The organism is Streptomyces lunaelactis, assembly GCF_003054555.1.
Lineage (GTDB): Bacteria > Actinomycetota > Actinomycetes > Streptomycetales > Streptomycetaceae > Streptomyces > Streptomyces lunaelactis.
On record NZ_CP026304.1, the window covers coordinates 131875 to 150917 of the forward strand.

Here is a 19043-nt window from a genome sequence, read left to right on the forward strand (position 1 = left end):
GCATGCCGAGGTACGCCCCCAACAGAGTGCCGACCGCGGTGAAGAAGAGGTACTTCGAGCTGCTACACCAGGGATACCGAGGTGCGGCTGCCGCCCGCTATGTCGGGGTGTCCACGAGCTGCGGCTCGCTGTGGTTCATCGATGCTGGAAGCATGATCGTTCCTGACCCCGGCCCGATATCGCCGCGCTTCCTCACCCAAGACGACCGCATCGCGATCGCCGACGGCCTGCACACCGGCCAGAGCGTGAAGCGGATCGCTGCCTCGATCGGGAAGAGCTTCCAGAGCGTCTACCGGGAAATCAAGCGGAACAGCAAGCCGGACGGCCGCTACAACCCCTGGTGGGCGCACAATCAGGCCCTCCTACGACGTAAGCGTCCCAAGGAAGAGAAGATCCGGGCCGGCGAGCAGCTGCGAACGTTCGTGCGCGAGAAGCTCACTGAGAAGTGGTCACCGCAGCAGATCTCGCGCCACCTGGCCCGCGAGCACGCCCACGACACATCGACGCGGGCATGCCCGGAGACGATCTACCGGGCCCTGTTCGCCGGCCTCCTCGGCCGTCGCGACGCCAAGCTCCGTACCGGCCGAACCCGACGCAAGAAGCAGCGTCGCGGCGTGCCCACCCTGAACAAGATCAAGAACATGACGCTGATCCACCAGCGCCCCGTCGAGGTCAACGACCGTAAATCTCCCGGGCATTGGGAAGGCGACCTCATCATCGGCCGCGGACAGGGCTCGGCGATCGGCACCCTGGTCGAGCGCACCACCCGCTACGTCCAACTGATCCATCTGCCCGGCGGCTGGAAGGCCCCGCAGGTCCGCAACGCGCTGATTGCCCAGACCGCACACATCCCGCCCCAGATGAGGAGAACCCTCACCTGGGACCAGGGACGCGAACTGACGCTCCACCAGGACATCGAGGCCCTCACCGGCTTCCGGATCTACTTCTGCGACCCTCACTCGCCCTGGCAGCGCGGCACCAACGAGAACATGAACGGTCTGCTGCGGCAGTACTTTCCCAAGGGCACCGACCTGTCCGTCCACACCGCACAAGATCTTCGCGCCGTCGCCCGCCAACTCAACCGCCGACCTCGCATCGTCCTCGGGGACAAGACCCCGGTCGAGGCCATGAGAGACTGCCTTACAGGCCCATTGACCAGGTGATTCGCAACCATTGATGGAAACCGCCCCCAACCACCCCCTCTCCGGCGTCTGGTCATTGCCCGCAAGATCCGGATTGTAGGCGGCGTAGGAGAGCAGCCCGGTCACGAACAACACCGGGACACCGACGAGCAGAACCGAGCCGAAAACCGACGTCAGCCACGGCCCCCGCAGAGGACTACGCCAAAAACCCGGCCGGGACGGACCGACCGGTGGGCCCAGCCGCAGCATCTTCGCAACCCGCGCCCTCGACACCTTCGGGCTCGAACCAGCCGCCGGAGTCGCCGGAGAGCGGTTGTCTCTTTCGCGCCCGTTGGGCGGCTCTCCCGCGGACGGACCGCGACCCCGGCTGCCAGATTCCTCGCGCCCGGCAGACGACGCGGTGCCGCTCACCCCGCCCGGACGCACCTTCGCCGCATCCCGTTGCTGCGCAGACGTCTCGTCGGCGCCGCGGCGACCCGGCTCGTCTGCGCTCGCGGCCGGCCCATCTGGCTGGGAAGGCTTGTCCTTGCCGTGCGTGTCGCCCATTGGATTCCTTGTGCGGTTCACGGAACGGCAGGCCACCGCCCAACGCCGAACAGTAGACCCCGCTACCAGGGATTGAGGGTATTTGTCCAGGTCGACTCCTCCCGCCTCTGACGCCGACCGACTGTCCTGGAGGATCCCGCCCGGACAAGGGCAACTCGCTCCCCATCACGCCCGCCAAGGGTGACCAAATGTGGGATCGAGCCCTCACCCCGCACGCCCGCATCCTCGTGACGTGACCGAACCAAAAATCTTCCCTACGACAGACGCGGCGGATGTACGACCGCCAGCGGCCGACTGGTGGCCCGGGCGAGCAGTCGGTCTGTGACCCCAGGGGACAGTCCTGGCCCTCACGCGAACGAGGCGTCGGCAAGGGCCCGCAACTGAGGGGCGCCGCGGCGCTATGAGCACAACCGCGCCGCAAAGCCACGAGCCCAGCCCCTGGCACACCAGCCGTTACACCAACGCTGTTCGCTCCGGCCGTGGCCCGCTGTTCCTACGCCGTACGGACCGTCGGCTGATGCTGGACGTCCGGCCACACCGCCCTCGGTGTCGATGTCAGTCCGGCGGGCACGGCCGGTATCCCAGCCCTCCTTCGCAAGGCGCGAGGGGCGGGCCGGAAGGACATCGAGCAATGGGGCCCCACGGCCGCTCGTTCACCGCACTGCGGTCCGCTGTCGGCGTTCCGGATCCGCTCAAGTCCTCTCGGCGGAAGCGTGGCAACGGTCAGCCGTGGCCCGCAGCTTCGCTGCCTTCCCAGGCCGCCCCTTGGCATCCGCCTCATCGGCACGGACTTCGCACTGCCTGGCTTGCCTCGTCAAGAAGTCGCGGGTCGTGTTCCTATCCAGGCCACGCTCAGTACACATCGGCAATCTTCCCCTTCGCATACCTGCACTCCAGCCTAGCTCCGGCGTCGCGGGGCTACGGTGGGCTGCTCGGCCCGGCGGCGCGTAACGGGACTCCCTGGTCGGCGGGGGCGATGCAGATCAGCCGGCCGCGTGCCGCCGCACGGTTCCGCCGGGCAAGCGCAGGGCTGGAGCCCCTACGGCTCCAACTCCTACTGAGGGGCAGAGACCCGTCCGCGTTCCCTTCGGCAGGTCCGATCACATCCCCCGTGGGGATGTCGACCCTCAGTGGCTCTGCCTTCGGCATGCTCGCCACCATCCAGTAGCTCGTCACCTCGCCACCCCCACCTACGGCCAGCATCCTCTGGACAGCGGACGAGCGTGTTTCCGGCAGGTCCCTCTGCGAAACCCGTCCTGCTCGGACGCCTGACCTGCACCTCAAGCGAGGTGACGACCCATCAGAACGAGCGTCACGAGCGTCGCTTCAGCGTCAAGATATGGCCCGTAACGCACACAACGCCCATAATGCACACTGGAGAAAACGCAGGTCAGGCGCCCTTTGCGGCAGGCTCAAGGATCGCGACGCATTCCACATGGTGGGTCATCGGAAACCGGTCCAGTCGGCGGGGCTGCTCGCGCCGCGTTTCATCGTCCAGTCTGCCGTTCGGGCCCGTAAGGACTCCATCCCTGCAGATACGACCTCAGCTCCTCTGGTGTCGGATCACGCAGAGTCGGCATCCCCCGAGGCTGGTCCAAAGGGTCGAGCGCCCGCACGTAGCCACGTGCCCACTCCAGCCAGCGTCGGGGGGCAGCCAGATCCGACTCAGTCGGAGCGCTGCCCAACTCGGCAAGACGACGTTCCAAGGCGTCGCAGTACTCACCCAATGCAGCAGCCTCCCGCCAGCGCCTTACCTCTTCGCGAAGCACCTCGGCGAGTTGATCCCGAACCGCTCGTTCCTTTGCCTTCACCATGGCCGCCCGCCAGCGGACCTCACGCTCTTCCCTGGCCCGCTCCTCGCTCTCTCTGTGCTGAGCGTCCTCCAGCACTCGCGCCTCGATCTCCCCGAGAATCACGCCCAGGGTGTCCTCAAGCACCCTGCCCTTCCGATCTCGCCAGCGACCGGGCCTGCTGGACCGGCCGTGTTCAAGTTCGACAACGAGACGCGCGGAACGCTCCGCATTCGTGGACTGTGGGAACTCCTGCTTAACAGTGACTATGTATGCGAAGCCGTCGACGACCACGTCCACTCCGCCCTCGCGCCGCGAGTAATACGACCGGCCTTCCCTCACCTCGTGCCCTCGCCGCACCGCCGCGGCAGCCAGGGCCTGCAGCATCAGGAGTGACCGGCGACGGAGCACGGGCGGAATCACCAGCCGCCCGTCATCGTCCCTGAGCGCAGCCACAGCCGGATGGAGGGAACTCAGTCGCGTGGGGACCGGGACCACCGACGCGTCATCCCTCGGCGGACACCGCCTGGCTACCGCCGTCTGCAAACGCCGGGTCGTCGGGATGATGACCATGCCGAAGGTAGAACCGGCCAGCCTCGGTGACCTCCGCATGGACATCCCCGTTACCTCTCCTGACCCGCAAAAGCCCACGGTCGCGCAGGGCATAGGCCGAGCGCCAATCGCCGGGGGCCCAGGCTCCGGGTTCTTCACTCACCGCGAGCCGTTCGAGAAGCGCAAGTTGCCGTTCGTTCAAGGCAGACCTCGGATGCACAGTCACCAGCCCACACCGCACCCCCACACTCTGCATAGAGCCGAAAGAGTGGCCGTCGGCAGTGGGAGTCCTCTGGGACTTTTCTGGGACTTCCAGCTGCACCAACGCGCACGAGCGTGAAACAGCCGAAAGACCATTCGCGCAGGTCAGCGCCCCGCGCCCGCCCATCGCGGCAGGTCACAGGGCTGGCTGGTCTCTTCCGCGTGCAGTTCGCCTTCTCGGCAGTGGACGATTGCTGTCCCCGGCATCAGCCACCGAAGATGCGCCTCTACCCCCTGACAACGGCCGGCACCGACCGTCTGCTGCAGAAGCTTTCGGAGATCGAGCAGTGGAGGCTGGACAACGCCGACCAGCGCGCTTGTGTGGAAGATCGACAGGGGTGTATCGACCCGGAGGGGGCGCCGGTAGAATTCGTCGCCTGATCGCGCATCCCGGCCGCGACCTCGACGAGTGTGCGATCGCTGTGCCGGGGATGCGGGTGATCACCCGAAGAATCTGCTAGGACAGGCCGTCGTTGCCTTGCCGCCGTCTCGCCGACGACCAGGCCCCTGGGGCGACGAGCAGTCCGTCACCGCGCGGCTCGCCTCCTGGCCAGCCAAGGGAGCGGCATTCCAGGCGGCCGCCGAAGCCCTCCGTACTCCATCAGCGTGAAGGTCAACGTCGACCTCACACTGCTCCGTATGCGCAAGCCCGCAGTGAGGCGGACTATTGATCTGCCTCTACTTTCCGCGCTCTACCAGGCGCATTAGTCCTAGGGGAGGTTCGATGCGACGTGTGCTCGCCCTCGTACTCTCCGGGCTGCTGGCCGCAGCGGTGGCCTGCTCCGGGGATGAGAAGGTCACCACCACGCCGGCGAGTACACCGGCGCAGGAGTCGCCCGCTACGGAGCGGCCGAGTGCCGCACAGAGCCCCACGCCGTCCCGGGCCCCCTCCGCCACCGTGGGGAACACCCTCGACCTCACCGGCACCGGGAACGGCGAGAAACTCGCCGTCACCGTTGTGAGGGTGGTCGATCCGGCGGGTGCCAAGAACGAGTTCTCCAGTCCCGAGGCGGGCATGCGGTTCGTGGCGGTCCAGTTCCGGCTGAAGAACACCGGGACTGCGGTCTACAAAGACTCTCCGAGCAACGGTGCGAAGGTCGTGGACACCCAAGGCCAGCAGTTCGACGCGACGTTCGAGGAGACAACCGCAGGTCCAAATTTCCCCGGAAGCGTCACCATCGGGCCAGGCGACACCGGCCTGGGGTTCATCATCTTCGAGGTTCCGAAGGCCTCCAAGATCGCCAAGGTTCAGTTCGCGATGAACAGCGGATACTCGACAGATACCGGCCAGTGGAATGTGCCCTGACGTCAATGTTCTGCGCTCAAAGGGGTCGCGGTCCGCGGACGGGGACGGCCGTCCGCGGCGGGATAGCAGCAAGGGTCGTCATACCCTTGCCACGGTCACCGTGAAGCGGGGAGAACTCGGGCTGTCCAGGTGGCCCGCATGGTCACCCTGCAACTCCTCATGGAAGGGGAGATAGACAAAGCACGGCGCGTCATGGCCGGACTGTCCGGCCGCCGTCGGCGGTGTGGACGGTATTCCGTCGCGGCGAGGACTGCGATCCGTTCGGGCAGGCCGGGCGGCCTTCCGTGGTGCAGGCATCGGACCTGTGTTCTCCCATCCGCCGAGGCGATCATGCCTGGCTTCAGGGCCGCTACAAAATCCAGTTCACCTCAAAGCGCGACGCCCCGTTTCCCCGGCACAGTTCGAGGTGCGTCCACAGGTGGCTCTCGGCCGCCCCCGCGTCCGCCGTCGCGAGCAGCGGAACCATCCCCGGCACCGCGTCGGCGCGGGCCAGCAGACGGGGGCCGCCGAAGGCCGAACCCCAGGGGACGAGGCCCAGTTCGGGGTCGCAGGACTTCAGACAGGCGCGGGCTGCCCGTCCATGCAGCCGTACAGACGCCTCGTCATCAGCGAGCGCGGTCCCGTACCAGAGGATCAGCCCGCGCGCGGCGGTGTCGGCGTCCACCCAGTCGGCGAGGCGCGCCGTGCACGCGGCGGCGGCCCGCCGGTCGGAGGCCTCACCGGTGTAGCGGGCGCGCAGCCACAGCAGCCCGGCCCAGAACCCGCCGGTCCAGGAACCGCGCCCGGTGGTCGTCCAGCGCCCGTTGTCGGGGTCCGCGAACAGCGGGAAGCGGTCGCCGACTTCGGCCTGTGTGACGGCGACCCGGTCGAGGATCCTGCCGAGCGCGGGCGCGGCCCACTCCGGCGCGGCCCAACCGGGCGCGCTCACCGTTTCACCCCGCCCCGGTCCCGTACCGCCCACCACACCGCCACCGCACACGCCCCCGCGAACTCTCCGGCGACCAGCAGCCACCCCGTCTTGTACCGCCCCGACTCCGCCAGCAGCCCGAACAGCGGCGGCCCGACGGCGAATCCGGCGAAGACCCCCGCCGAGACCAGCGCCGAGTCCTGCCCCGCCCGCCCCGGCGCCGCGCGCTGCTTGACGAGCACCATCGACACCGCGTTGGCGGCGACCGCGAAGACGCCGACGGCGACCGCCGCGACCCATCCGAGCGGGTGGGCGAAGGACGCGGCGGCCAGCAGCAGCGCGGCCCCCACCGCCCCCGCGGCCAGCCCGCCGGGCAGCCATACGGCACGCCCGGGCTGCCCGGCCACCTTCGACCAGCCGACCCGGCCCGCGACGCCCGCGACCCCCAGGACGGCGACAAGCGCACCGGCGGCCGTGGGGCCGAGGCCGAGTCGCTGTGTGCCGTACAGCGCGAGATACGTCTTGACCGAGGCGATCCCGCAGCCGAGCAGCAGCGAGAACACCGCGAGCCAGGCGATCGCACCCCGCGGTACGAGTGATGAGCGCGCCCGCGGCCCACCCTTGCGCGGCCGCGCGCGGATCCCGGGGCAGTGCCCGCGCAGCCCAGGCGGCCGCCACCACCGCGGCCCCCGCCGCCGTCCACACCGCGCCCCGCCAGCCCGCGACCCCGGCGAGCGCCGCGAGCGGCAGCCCGGCGGCGAAGGCCCCGAGCTGTACGCCGGACTGCTTCATCCCGGTCACCGAGCCGCGGCGTTCGGGCGGGACGGTGGCCAGGATCGCCTTGTTGGTGGCCGGGTTGGCCAGTGCCTGCGGCAGCCCGCCGAGCGCGACCGCCGCCAGCAGCAGACCCGCGCCGGGCGCCGATCCGATGAGGGCAAGTGCCACGGCGGAGACGAGAAGCAGCGCGACCAGACAGCGGCGCGGCCCCACGCGGTCCACCACGCGGCCGCCGACCGGCGAGAGCACGGCGGCCGCGCCGAAGCCGACGGTCGTGGTCAGACCCAGCAGGGTCGGCGACACGTCCAGTTCGTCCACGAGCCGCGGACCCAGCGCCCCGAGCAGGAACAACTGCATCATCGAGAACGCCATCGCGCAGGTCAGCAACGCGGTCGGCGCACGCGCCGGACGGGGCACACCTGTGGCCGCGGCCGCTTCCTTCTGCTCCGTCCCGTGCTCCGTCCCCACCCGTGCGTCTCCGTCCCTTCGCCGCCCGGGAGGTCACCCGGGTCGTGGCAGGGAGTCGTACGGAAAGGGCCTCAAGTTCCCGCGATTTTCTGTGGCTTGAATCACTTGCCGGAGCTTGAGCGCGGCTCGGGAACTTCCGTACCCACCCTTGATGAACGCGAGCCGGATGCGAGGATGAGCCCCGCCATGACTGTCGGACGGGGTGTGCGCGCGGTACGGGCTGCGGTGTTCGCGGCCGTCTGTGTGCTGCTCGCGGTCATCGGCCACGTACTGATGTCGGAATCGGGCGTCCCCTGGTGGACGGTGGGCGCCGGAGCGGTGATCACCGGTGCCGCGGCCTGGTGCCTGTCCGGGCGGGAACGCACCCTGCTCCCGGTCGTCGTGTTCGCCGTGGCCGCGCAGACCGCACTGCACACCGCGTTCTCGTTGGCCCAGACCGCTCAGACGGCCGCTTCGCCCATGCCGCCGATGCATCACCACCACCCCATGCAGTCCATGGCATCGACGGCGCACGACATGACCGGCGGCGGCATGACGTCGTCGACCGGAATGCTCGCGGCCCACCTGCTGGCCGCGCTGCTGAGCGGCCTCTGGCTCGCGTATGGCGAACGCGCGGCGTTCCGGATCCTGCGCGCGCTCGCCGACCGGCTCGTCGCCCCGCTGTGTCTGCTGGTCCGCGTCCCCGCACTGCCGCACCGTCCGCCGCGTATCCGCGTTCGCCGCAACCGCCGCGCGCGTACGCCACGGCAGTTGCTGCTCGCTCACGCCTTCACCACTCGGGGTCCGCCCACCGGGACCGCTGTCAGCTGACAGCCGGTTCCCCGATGCCGCCGTGGGGCTCACCCCAAGGCGCTCGGGCATCGGCTGCGCCCTGTGCGCGCGGCCGTACGACTCACCGGACCCGCCCGCGCGCGGCTCCGGATTCCCGGATTCCGAGAAGGACATCAGGCAATGAACTCTGCCCTGACCTCGATCGTGCCCCGCACGACGCGATGTTCGACCGACGACGCGATCACCGGATGGGCGCTCGACGCACGTGGCGGTGATCCCTTGGCCGTCGAGCGATTCGTACGCGCCCTGCACCGCGACGTACGCCGGTACGTGGCCTACCTCAGCGCCGACCCGCAGGCCGCCGACGATCTGACCCAGGACACCTTCCTGCGGGCGCTCGGCAGCCTGCACCGTTTCGAAGGCCGCTCGTCGGCCCGTACCTGGCTGCTCTCCATAGCCCGGCGCGCCGTGATCGACAGCCTCCGGCACACCGCGGCCCGCCCCCGCCTCGCGGACACGGACGACTGGCAGTCCGCCGCCGAGCGCGCCCAGTCCCGTAACCTGCCCGGCTTCGACGACGGCATAGCCCTCGCCGAACTCCTGGCCACGCTGCCCGACGAGCGCCGGGAGGCCTTTGTCCTCACGCAGTTGCTGGGACTGCCCTACGCCGAGGCCGCCCTCGTCAGCGGCTGCCCCGTGGGCACGGTCCGCTCACGGTTGGCCCGCGCACGCAGCTCGCTGGTCGGCCTGCTGCATGAGGCGGAGCAGCCGGTCGCCGTCTGACTCATGGAGGCCGTCGGACCCGGCCCGGGTCCGACGGCCTGTCTCCTCACACGACTCACACGACGCACACGGCCGCGTCGAGCTTTGCCCGCTGCTCCGCCGTCAGCTCCAGGTCCACCGCGGCCAGACTCTCGTCCAGCTGCGCCACCGACGACGCCCCGACCAGCGGGATCACCGGGATCTCGCTCCCGATCAGCCAGGCCAGCACGACCTGGTTGACGGTGGCCCCGCTCTCCTTGGCCACATCGCGCAGCGCCGCGAGCCGTACGGGCGTGCCCGCGTGGTCGAAGCCTGCGTCCAGGGGCTTGTCCTCGCGTACGTAACTCCCGGCCAGCAGCGGCGAGTAGGCGACGAGCGCCAGCCCGGGCTCGGCCCGCAGATAGCTGAGCAGGTCTCCGGAGACCACGCCGATCTCGCCGTCGGGGGAGCGCAGCGTCGGCCGGTCGGTGCGGCGCCGCAGATAGCTGTGGTGGTACTGCAGCACCTCGAAGCCGGGCAGTCCGGCCGCCGCCGCCAGCGAACGGGCCCGCTCGACCCGCCACGCCCAGTGGTTGCTCACGCCGAGGAGACCGACGGTGTCGTCGGCGACCAGCCCGGCGAAGGACTCGACGACCTCCTGCAGTGGCACGGCGTCGTCCTGGACATGCGCGTACAGCAGATCCAGCGTCTCGACACCGAGCCGTTCCCGGCTGCGCTCGGCGGACTCGCGGATCACCGTGGCCGACAGGCCCTCGATGTTCTTGCTGAAAGCGGTGGACGGCGCGAGCGGCCGCCCGCCGAGCTTGCTGGCGATCGTGACCTCGTCACCGATCCCCCAGCTGCGGCGCCAGCGGCCGAGCAGTGCCTCGCTCTCCCCGCCCTGGGTGCCGTTGACCCAGAACGCGTAGTTGTTGGAGGTGCCGATGAAGGTCCCGCCGGCTTCGACGTACCGGTCGAGAATCGCGAACGACGTCGCTTCGTCGGTGACTGTCCCGAAGAGCATCGCGCCGAGACTCAGCACGCTCACCTCGCGCCGGGTGCCCGGGTTCTGGCCGATGGTGCGGTATCGCATGGGCGTTCCTCCCCTCGTACTGAGCAGGAGTCTGGGTCTTGGAGCGCGCTCTATGTCAAGAACCCGTTGATCGCGAGGTGCCGTGCTGATGCCTTGCTGGTGCCGTGTCCCGGGCGCAAGCTTGTGTGCATGGGTGCTCAGGACGGCCCCACGCTCATCAGATCCGTGCAGCGGGCCTTCCGCTTGATGGAAGCAGCAGGGGCTCACGAGGGCGGCGCCCCGGCGAAGCAGCTGGCACGCGAGGCAGGGCTGCCCCTGGCCACCACGTACCACCTGCTGCGGACCCTGACCCACGACGGTTATCTGCGGAAGCTGGACGACGGTGCGTTCGTCATCGGGGACAAGCTGCGCAGGCTGCACACCGGGAGCCGCGGACAGGGGCTGCTCACCCGTGTCCGTCCCACGCTGGCCGCTCTGCGGGACGAACTCTCGGCCGCCACGTACCTGACCTTCTACGAGGAGGGCGAGATCCGGGTCGCCGACATCGTCGACGGCCCCCGGGCACCACGGGTCGACCTCTGGGTGGGATTCGAGGACGCCGGGCACGCCACGGCGCTGGGCAAGTCCGTACTGCGCGAGCTGGACGACGACTCCCGCAACGAGTACCTCTCCCGGCACACCCTCGCCGACCTCACGCCCCGCACCATCACCAGCCCCTCCGAACTCCTCCGGCGACTCGACACATCTCCCAACGCCCCCGGCGCCATGGACATGGAGGAGTACTCCCTCGGCACGGTCTGCGTCGCCGTGCCCGTGTACAGCGGGAACACGCTCGGCTCGCTGGGTGTCTCCCTCCGGGCCGACCGGATCTCCCGTATCGAAGACGCCCGGGCGCGGCTCGAAGAAGTCCGGGCCCGACTGCTGCCGACCGCGAGCCGCGTGACCAGGGGTCTTTCGCTCACTATCTGAAAATCCAGTCCTTGCGGCTTCCGCTCAGCTGCCTGTTCTATGGAGGAAACGGACATTCAGGCGTGCGCGCCGTGAGTCAGGAGAGTTGCGGCAGAGAACATGAGCCACGCCCGGGATCATCAGCGCGACCGCCGGCTCATGAAGCGGCACCTACGACGGCTCACCGCCGCGCGCCTGGCCGCCGTCGTGCCCGTACTGATCGTCTGCGCCGTCGCCCTGGTCGCCCTCATCGGCGGAGCCGGACTGAGCTGGCTGCCGGTGCTCGCCGTCGGGCCCGCGCTGGCCGCCGCCACCAGCAGGCCGCGGGGAGTCCTCCGGATCGGCATCCTCGCCGTGGCGCTGGGCGCCGCACTCGGAGCCAGGGGCGGTGCGCCGGGCCGCGAGCAGGCGATCGTGCTGTCCTCGCTGGGCGCTGTGACGCTGGCGAGCGCCCTGGCCAGTGCGTTGCGTGTACGCCGCGAACGGGTACTGGCGGCCGTCCGCTCGGTCGCCGAGGCCGCGCAGCACGCGCTCCTCAAGCCCGTACCGGCGACGGTCGGCGAGTTCCAGGTGGCCGTCCGGTACAGCGCCGCCGCGGCGGAGGCGCGCATCGGCGGGGACCTGTACGCGCTGGTGCCCACCGAGTACGGGGTCAGGATGATCGTCGGCGACGTGCGCGGCAAGGGCCTGCCCGCGGTGGGCACCGCCGCTCTGGTCCTCGGTGTCTTCCGCGAGGCCGCCTACGACGAGCCGGACCTCCTTGACGTCGTCGGAAGGATCGAGCGGAGCCTGGCGCGCAACCTGGGTGCCGACGACTTCGTCACAGCGGTCGTCGCCGGGTACCCCGAGTCCGGGCGCATGGAGGTGGTCAACTGCGGACACGCCCCGCCGCTTCTGGTCCGTGATTCCACCGTCCTGCCCGTCGAGCCGACGCATCCGGCTCCGCCGCTCGGGCTGCGTGCCCTCTCCGGCGAGACCCCGACTCTCCAGGTCCTGCCCTTCGCCGACGGCGACCAACTGCTCCTCTACACCGACGGCGTCACCGAGGCCCGCAACCACGGCCGCGAGTTCTACCCGCTCGCCGAGCGGGTGGCGCACCACGTGTCGGACGAGCCGTCCCGCACGCTTGCCGGTCTCCACGACGAACTGCTGGCCCACGTCGGCGGCCGCCTCCACGACGACGCGGCACTGCTCCTGCTCCGCAAGCCGACCGCCGCCGACGGGCAGGTATGCGCCCAGCCGAAGGGTCCGAACGCAGCTGTGGAAGACGCGCGGTTGTGACGGTCTCCGTGCTCCGTGCCGGGGCACGCTGCATGGCAACCCCCGGTGGGTTCGCGCGTCGTGACGCCGGACGCGGGCGGCCGGCTAGGGCGTGTGCCTAGCTCCGCAGTAGCCGGGAGGTCTGCGCCCACAGCCCGTCCAGCACGGACGGGTCATTCGCCAGCTTCGCGAACATGACCATGCCTTCCAGCTGGGCGAGTACCGCGCGGGCGGTGTCGCGGGTCGCGGCCGGGGCGGGGATCGTGCCCTGTTCCGCCGCGTCCGCCAGCGTGGCGTGGACCAGGTCGATCTGCTCGTCGAAGATCTCCGTCAGCCGGGTCTGGACGACCGCGTCCTGGGTGCTCAGCTCCAGCGCCAGATTGCCGAACAGGCAGCCGTTGACCGCGCCGCCCTCTGTCTTCGCCGTGCGCTGGGCGGCAGCCTGGTCGAGGAAGAGCCGTTCCAGCTGGTCCTCCGCCGACCCGTCGCTGCGCAGGGTCGCCACCCAGCCGGGCCGCTGGGCCGCCCAGTGGGCGTTGATCGTCTCGATCGTCAGGGCCTGCTTCGACTCGAAGAAGTGGTAGAAGCTGCCCTTCCTCACGTCCGCGCGAGCACAGATCTCGGCGACGCCGATCGTGCCGTAACCGCGGCTCAGCATCAGGCCGCAGGCCGCGTCCAGCAGTCGTTCCCGTGCCGTGCTCGTCCGTCCCATGCCGATGAGTATACGGGTGGTCAACTATCAGGGTGGTTTTTAGTTGACCGGTCGCCTACTGTCCTCGGCAGAGGGTGGGAAACCCCGCCGACACCATGACCTGCGAGGACTTCGACATGCCCAAAAACATCACGATCGCCGTTGCCTTCCACAGCGGCTACGGCCACACCGCCCGCCAGGCTCGTGCGGTCGCTGCCGGAGCCGGGTCGGTGCCCGGAGCCCAGGCCGAGCTGTGTGACGTGGCCGTCGTGGACGACCGGCTGTGGGAGACGCTGGCCGCCGCCGATGCGATCGTCTTCGGTACACCGACCTACATGGGCAGCCAGTCCGCCGTCTTCCAGGCATTCGCCGAGGCCAGCGCCCCGGTCTGGATGAAGCAGGGCTGGGCCGGAAAGCTCGCCGCCGGCTTCACCAACTCCGCAAGCGTCAACGGCGACAAGCTGAACGTCCTGGTCTCTCTCGCGCTCTTCGCCGCGCAGCACGGCATGAACTGGGTCTCGCTGGGCCTGCCGCCCGGCGGTGAGTACTCCACGAGCGGAACCCCCGAGGACCTCAACCGCCTCGGCGGCTTCCTCGGCGCGATGGCCCAGTCGCCGTCCGACCTCGGTCCGGACGACGCCCCGTCCGGGGCGGATCTGCGGACCGCCGAGCACCTCGGGCGCCGGGTGGCCGAGACCGCACTCGAGCAGGTGTCGGGCCGCACGGCGCTCGCCCTCGCGCTGTGAACGCCCTCAATCCCCTGAATGCCCCGAGAGCTCTCCATGTCCTGAAGGGAAGACCGTCATGACCAACGGGAAGCGCTCTTGGGCCCGCGGCCGGCTCGCCGAGCTGCTGGGCCTCGAAGTTCCCGTCGTGCAGGGCCCGTTCGGCGGCGGGCTGTCGTCCGTGGCGCTCGCCTCCGCCGTCTCCGAGGGCGGCGGGCTCGGCTCGTACGGAGGACACATCCTCACCCCGGACGGGATCGGCGAGCTCGTGGGCGAGCTACGAAAGGCCACCGCCCGGCCCTTCGCGGTCAACCTCTGGGTCCCGCACCCCGACGAAGCCGCGGCACCGCCCGACCGTGACCGGATGGCCCGGTACGCCGGGCTCCTGCGCCCGTGGTTCGAGGAACTCGGGCTGCCGACCGGCCAGTTGGAGGAGCCACCGCCCGCCCCGGCCTTCGCGGAGCAGATCGACGCGCTGCTCGCGGCGGAGCCGCCGGTGATCAGCTTCGTGATGGGCATTCCCGAGGCCCGCGTGCTTGACGAGGCCCGACGCCGGGGCATCCGGACCGTCGGTACGGCGACCACCGTCGAGGAGGCCCTCGCGATCGAGGCGGCGGGCATGGACGCCGTCGTCGCCTCGGGCAGTGACGCGGGAGGGCACCGCGGCTCGTTCCTGCGCCCCGTGAACGAGTCCCTCGTCGGGACCTTCTCCCTTGTCCCGCAGGTCGCGCAGGCCGTGTCGATCCCGGTCGTGGCCGCCGGCGGCATCGCCGACGGCCGGGGAATCGCCGCCGCGCTGACACTGGGGGCGGACGGAGTGCAGATCGGCACCGGCTTCCTGGCGACCGAGGAGTCAGGCGCGAGCGCCATTCACCGGGCCGCGCTGCAGGGCCCCGACGCGCATACGACTGTACTGACCCGTGCTTTCTCGGGGCGGCTCGCGCGGGCCATCCCCAACCGCTTCACGCGTGAGGCGCTGGCGTACGAGAACGAACTGGCGCACTATCCGCTCCAGTACACACTCACCCGCCCGCTGCGCACAGCGGCCGCGGAACGCGGTCTGGCCGAGTACGTCAACCTCTGGTCCGGACAGGCGGCAGCGCTCACCCGGCCGCGCGGCGCCCGCGACTACCTCGTCGAGCTCATCGCCGGGACGGAGGCGGCGCTGGGCCACGTGGCGCCCTAGAAGACTGATGAAGATGTTGGGTTCTGCCCCCGTCGCGTGAGTGGCGGGGCCAGACTCGTTGTTGTGGTGCAGGGTGAGTGGGTCGGGGAGACGGTCGGGCCTGATGTGTGGGAGACCTGCCGGGAGTTGATCCCGGCGGGGAGTGTGTTCGCGTTCCTGGCCGAGCATCGGGGTGCGCTGTTCCCGGCGGTGATGTTCGCGGACATGTATCCGTCGGCGAACGGGCGTCCGTCCATGCCGCCGCAAATCCTGGCCGCGGCGATCACTCTGCAGGCCCTGCACGGCATGTCGGACTTCGAGACGGTCCAGGAACTGCGCTGTGACCTGCGGTGGAAAGCCGCGTGCGGGCTCGGTCTGAAGGACATGGCATTCGATCCGTCGCTGCTGGCCTACTTCCGCCGTCGGCTGGCCCGCTCTGCCCGGCCGGACCGTGTCTTCGAGGCGGTGCGGGAGGTCGTCAAGGCCACCGGTGTCCTCAAGGGCAAGCACCGGCGGGCGCTGGATTCCACCGTGCTGGACGACGCGGTGGCCACCCAGGACACCGTCACCCAGATCATCGCCGCCGTCCGGGCGGTGATCCGCGAGGTCCCCGGCGCCGCCGAAGTGGCCGCGGGGCAGTGCACCGCCCACGACTACACCGACCCAGGCAAACCGAAGATCGCCTGGAACGACCCCGAGGCACGGGCCGGCCTGGTCGGCGACGCGCTGCGGCTGCTGGGGCATCTACCCGAGCAGGAACTGGGTGAGAAGGCCGCGAACGCGGTCGGCATCCTGGCCCTGGTCGCAGGCCAGGACGTCGAGCCCGCCGAGGACTCCGACGGCCGGGACGGACGCTGGCGCATCACCCAGGGGACCGCCCACGACCGGATGGTCTCCACTGTCGACCCCGAGTCCCGGCACGTGCACAAAGACCGAGTAATTGTCAAGACCTGTGGATGGGGTGGGGATGTCGCCTCTCGTTGCGCCGCGTCCCCCCAAAGAAGAGCGAAGCTTCGTCACTCCGCTCACCGGACCGCTCAGGAGAAGTCCGCAGCGGTGATGCCGTCGGGGTGTCCGGGTGGCCACTCCACCAACTCGATCCGGTAGCCATCCGGGTCGGTGAGCCACGACGTCTTCGGGCCGCGAGGGCCGCCCGGGTACTGGACAGGTCCCGGCTCCAGGCCGGCGTCGGTCAGCCGCTCCAGGGTGGCGGCCAGTGTGTCCACCTGGATCGCGAGGTGGTCGAAACCGCTGCCCACGTCGACGCGTCCGCCGACGGGACGGTGGACCAGTTCGAGCGAGGCCGCCGTTTCGCCGGGGAACTTGAGGATCACGAGGCGACTCCCGTCGCCGCCGTCGACCCTGCCCAGCTCGATGTAGCCCAAGCCGGTGTAGAAATCGAGCGAGCGGTCCAGGTCGGTGACGCGGTAGGCGACGAAGAGCGTCTTCATGCGGTCTCCTCGGGTCGACGGACCCGGTAGCGGAGGTGCGTGACGTCTCGGTCCTCGAGCCGTCGCACGAGGTCGAGTTCGATGTGATCACCACCGAGGTGGTCGAACAGCCGCCGGCCGTCCCCGAGGAGGACCTGAACCAGGTGGATCTCCATCTCGTCCACTTGCCCGGCTCGGAGGAGCGCTTGGGCCGCGCCCGCCCCATGGACCATCACTGGCCGGTCCCCGGCGGCCGCGCGAGCCTGACGGGCGCAGTCCTCGACGTCGGTGACGAATCGCGCGTGGCCGGGTGGCACGTCCCCGTCGTCCACATGGTGGGTGAGGACGAAGATCGGTACACCGTCGTGATGGTCGCCCTGCCAACGCCCGGCGAGTTCGAAAGTCCGACGGCCGGAGATTACCGCGCCGGTCGCCAACGCCTCGCGATAAACCTGTCCGCTGGGACCGTCGGATTCCCGGTCGTCGAGCCAGTTGAAAAGACGTCCACCGGCACGTCCGAGCTCCTGGCCCGGTCGATCGTCCGGACCGGCGACGTAGCCGTCGAGCGACATCGACATGTACAGCCGAATCGGATTGCTCATTCTGGCCTCCATCTCTCCTCCATGATGTGGGGATGCTCCGCGTCCCGCCCTGTAGGGGCGGGAAGGTCACAGGGGAAGACTTCAGGCAGCAGGCAAACCCATCGGCCTGACGAGGCGTAAGTCAAGAGCAGTCGATCAGTTGAGGTGGTTCAGGCTGCGTGAGCCTCGGGGCGTTCGACGAGCCGACCGCGTTCGAAGCAAGCTCCGGCCCGAACGAGGGCGACGAGGTGGGGTGCGTTCACGGCCCGCCATCGGGCCTGGGCGGACTCGACGAGCTTGAACACCATGGCCAGGGCGGCGGCGCGCTGCCGGCGCCTCGGGTGACCTTGGTCCGCAGGCGGACGGTGGAGAAGGTCGACTCGATGGGGTTCGTGGTGCGCAGGTGGATCCAGTGCTCGGCGGGGAAGTTGTAGAACGCCAGCAGTTCGTCGGTGTCGTCGGTGATCTTCTTGACGGCCTTGGGGAACTTGGCGCCGTGGGACTTCTCGAACGCCGCGATGGCCTTGTGCGCGTGCTCGCGGTCCTCCGCGTTGTAGATCTCCTGCAGGGCCTTCTTCGCGCCGGGCTGGGCGGACTTCGGCAGCGCGTTGGACACGTTTGCGATCTTGTGAACCCAGCACCGCTGATGCCGAGTCTCGGGGAATACCTCGGCGATCGCCTTCCAGAAGCCCAGCGCGCCGTCGCCGACCGCGAGGACGGGGGCGCGCATGCCCCGGCGCTCGCAATCACGCAGCAGATCAGCCCACGAGTTGGCTGATTCGCGGTAGCCGTCGGCCATGGCTATCAGTTCCTTGGTGCCGTCGGCGCGCACGCCCATCAGCACGAGCACGCACGACTTCGCCTCGGCGAGGCGGATCTTGAGGTGGATGCCGTCGGCCCAGACGTAGACATAGTCGGACTCCGACAGGCCGCGCTCGCCGAAGGCTTTGTGGTCAGCCTGCCATTGCGTGGTCAGCCGGGTCACGGTGGCCGGGGAGAGCCCGGCCGAGCTGCCGAGGAACTGCTCCAGCGCAGGCACGAAGTCCCCAGACGACAGTCCGTGCAGGTAGAGCAGCGGCAGCACCTCGCTGATCTTCGGGGACTTCCGGGCCCAGGGCGGCACGATCGCCGAGGAAAACCGCTTGCGCTCGCCGGTGGTCACATCAATCCGGCAGTCGTTGACCCGCGGGACCTTCACCTCGACCGACCCCGCCGCGGTGGTGACCATCCGCGGCTGGTGGTGGCCGTTGCGGACCACCAGCCGGCGCCCCCGGTCGTCCCTCTCGCCGGCGAGCTCGGCTATGTAGGCGTCGACCTCGGCCTCCAGAGCCGCGGCGAGCATCCGCCGCGCGCCCTCCCGCACGATCTCGTCGATCAAAGAACCGTCCGGCGTGGAGCCGTCGTTGTTGACTACGCTGAGCATGGGCGTGCCTTCCCAACCGACGGTGCAACGTCGGTCTACTCGGTGACCTATCGATCACCCGGGAAGGTACGCCCTTCGCGTCCAACCCGAGGCCGATCCACAGACATCCGAGCTTGCTAAGAAGTCAAGCCGCGAGGGCCACCGATGCCGCTGAGGCGGTAGGGAATGCCTTGTCTGGATCGAACTTCTGCCCGCTCTGCAGGCAGTGATGAAGACCGCCCAGAAGGCGGTTGAAGACGTTGCGCATGGCGGCGGTATGCCGGTCCCCGAGGGCTCGACGTCGGTCGTATTCGGCTTTGACTTGAGGCGAGGGCAAGGCTCCGAAGATCCATACGTAGCCTGCGGCGGCAAGGCGCTGGTTCTTCACCCGGCGGTGGCGCACGACGTGGCTCTTGCCGCTGGCGATGGTGACCGGTGCCGAGCCGGCATACGCCTTGAGCGCTCGGGCGTCGGCAAAGCGCGAGCGGTCATCACCGATCTCGGCCAGGACGCGTGCACCCGTCAGCGGTCCGATCCCGGGGAAGCT

The 19043-nt window shown here is 69.6% G+C and carries 16 protein-coding genes and 5 pseudogenes; 10 read left to right on the forward strand and 11 right to left on the reverse strand.

Translation table 11 applies throughout. The annotated features are described in order from the left end of the window. Positions 1–2: 2 nt before the first annotated feature. Positions 3–1163, forward strand: a complete 1161-nt coding sequence (locus SLUN_RS00675) for an IS30 family transposase (RefSeq protein ID WP_108146689.1) — start codon at positions 3–5, stop codon at positions 1161–1163. A 24-nt stretch (positions 1164–1187) separates the two neighbouring features. On the opposite strand, the pseudogene SLUN_RS40605 reads toward SLUN_RS00675, so the two are convergent. Next, positions 1188–1415 (reverse strand): annotated as a pseudogene (locus SLUN_RS40605) (molybdopterin-dependent oxidoreductase); the annotation flags it as partial. 1760 nt (positions 1416–3175) lie between these two features. Continuing rightward, entirely contained in the window at positions 3176–4051 is an 876-nt protein-coding gene (locus SLUN_RS00685; RefSeq protein ID WP_254710035.1) for a hypothetical protein, read from the reverse strand. A 402-nt stretch (positions 4052–4453) separates the two neighbouring features. Here SLUN_RS00685 and SLUN_RS39155 point away from each other — a divergent pair, with 402 nt between their 5' ends. Further along, positions 4454–4672, forward strand: coding sequence for a hypothetical protein (locus tag SLUN_RS39155; protein WP_159100100.1), 219 nt, complete (start codon positions 4454–4456; stop codon positions 4670–4672). A 343-nt stretch (positions 4673–5015) separates the two neighbouring features. Next, the gene (locus tag SLUN_RS00690; protein WP_108146690.1) at positions 5016–5597 is read left to right on the forward strand and encodes a DUF4352 domain-containing protein; all 582 of its coding nucleotides are present in this window, start codon (positions 5016–5018) and stop codon (positions 5595–5597) included. 349 nt (positions 5598–5946) lie between these two features. Here the strand turns inward: SLUN_RS00690 and SLUN_RS00695 are convergent, their stop codons facing one another. The 3 genes and pseudogenes from SLUN_RS00695 to SLUN_RS40615 form a co-directional block, all read right to left on the reverse strand. Beyond that, the gene (locus tag SLUN_RS00695) at positions 5947–6525 is read right to left on the reverse strand and encodes a hypothetical protein (protein ID WP_254711069.1); all 579 of its coding nucleotides are present in this window, start codon (positions 6523–6525) and stop codon (positions 5947–5949) included. Then, positions 6522–7067, reverse strand: coding sequence for an MFS transporter (locus SLUN_RS40610; RefSeq protein ID WP_257153962.1), 546 nt, complete (start codon positions 7065–7067; stop codon positions 6522–6524). The genes SLUN_RS00695 and SLUN_RS40610 overlap by 4 nt, the downstream gene beginning before the upstream one ends. A gap of 115 nt (positions 7068–7182) precedes the next feature. Continuing rightward, positions 7183–7653 (reverse strand): annotated as a pseudogene (locus SLUN_RS40615) (MFS transporter); the annotation flags it as partial. 282 nt (positions 7654–7935) lie between these two features. Here SLUN_RS40615 and SLUN_RS00705 point away from each other — a divergent pair. Beyond that, positions 7936–8559 carry a hypothetical protein gene (locus SLUN_RS00705; RefSeq protein WP_108146691.1) on the forward strand — a complete coding sequence of 208 codons (624 nt, stop codon included), beginning with the start codon at positions 7936–7938 and terminating at the stop codon, positions 8557–8559. A gap of 141 nt (positions 8560–8700) precedes the next feature. Next, on the forward strand, positions 8701–9303 hold the full coding sequence (locus SLUN_RS00710; RefSeq protein WP_108146692.1) for a sigma-70 family RNA polymerase sigma factor: 603 nt from the start codon (positions 8701–8703) through the stop codon (positions 9301–9303). 55 nt (positions 9304–9358) lie between these two features. Here SLUN_RS00710 and SLUN_RS00715 read toward each other — a convergent pair whose 3' ends face one another. After that, a complete protein-coding gene (locus SLUN_RS00715; RefSeq protein WP_108146693.1) occupies positions 9359–10354 on the reverse strand; it encodes an aldo/keto reductase in 996 nt (331 codons plus the stop codon). A gap of 129 nt (positions 10355–10483) precedes the next feature. Here SLUN_RS00715 and SLUN_RS00720 point away from each other — a divergent pair, with 129 nt between their 5' ends. Together SLUN_RS00720 and SLUN_RS00725 are read left to right on the forward strand one after the other, a co-directional pair. Then, complete coding sequence (locus SLUN_RS00720; RefSeq protein ID WP_108146694.1) at positions 10484–11263, forward strand: IclR family transcriptional regulator; 780 nt, start codon at positions 10484–10486, stop codon at positions 11261–11263. 138 nt (positions 11264–11401) lie between these two features. Next, entirely contained in the window at positions 11402–12523 is a 1122-nt protein-coding gene (locus SLUN_RS00725; RefSeq protein ID WP_108154429.1) for a PP2C family protein-serine/threonine phosphatase, read from the forward strand. A gap of 97 nt (positions 12524–12620) precedes the next feature. Here SLUN_RS00725 and SLUN_RS00730 read toward each other — a convergent pair whose 3' ends face one another. Next, positions 12621–13214: a TetR/AcrR family transcriptional regulator gene (locus SLUN_RS00730; protein WP_108154430.1), complete on the reverse strand. Its 594-nt coding sequence runs from the start codon at positions 13212–13214 to the stop codon at positions 12621–12623. Between the two features lie 116 nt (positions 13215–13330). Here SLUN_RS00730 and SLUN_RS00735 point away from each other — a divergent pair, with 116 nt between their 5' ends. The 3 genes and pseudogenes from SLUN_RS00735 to SLUN_RS00745 all read left to right on the forward strand — a co-directional run. Further along, the gene (locus SLUN_RS00735; protein ID WP_108154431.1) at positions 13331–13939 is read left to right on the forward strand and encodes a flavodoxin family protein; all 609 of its coding nucleotides are present in this window, start codon (positions 13331–13333) and stop codon (positions 13937–13939) included. A 58-nt stretch (positions 13940–13997) separates the two neighbouring features. Beyond that, positions 13998–15104: an NAD(P)H-dependent flavin oxidoreductase gene (locus tag SLUN_RS00740; protein WP_108146695.1), complete on the forward strand. Its 1107-nt coding sequence runs from the start codon at positions 13998–14000 to the stop codon at positions 15102–15104. A 105-nt stretch (positions 15105–15209) separates the two neighbouring features. After that, a pseudogene (locus SLUN_RS00745) lies at positions 15210–16013 on the forward strand (transposase); the annotation flags it as partial. Between the two features lie 107 nt (positions 16014–16120). On the opposite strand, the gene SLUN_RS00750 reads toward SLUN_RS00745, so the two are convergent. The 4 genes and pseudogenes from SLUN_RS00750 to SLUN_RS00765 all read right to left on the reverse strand — a co-directional run. Then, the gene (locus SLUN_RS00750; protein WP_108146696.1) at positions 16121–16534 is read right to left on the reverse strand and encodes a VOC family protein; all 414 of its coding nucleotides are present in this window, start codon (positions 16532–16534) and stop codon (positions 16121–16123) included. Continuing rightward, entirely contained in the window at positions 16531–17115 is a 585-nt protein-coding gene (locus tag SLUN_RS00755; protein WP_108146697.1) for a dihydrofolate reductase family protein, read from the reverse strand. The genes SLUN_RS00750 and SLUN_RS00755 overlap by 4 nt, the downstream gene beginning before the upstream one ends. Positions 17116–17264: 149 nt before the next feature. After that, positions 17265–18517 (reverse strand): annotated as a pseudogene (locus tag SLUN_RS00760) (IS256 family transposase). Positions 18518–18641: 124 nt separating this feature from the next. Then, positions 18642–19043 (reverse strand): annotated as a pseudogene (locus SLUN_RS00765) (transposase); the annotation flags it as partial.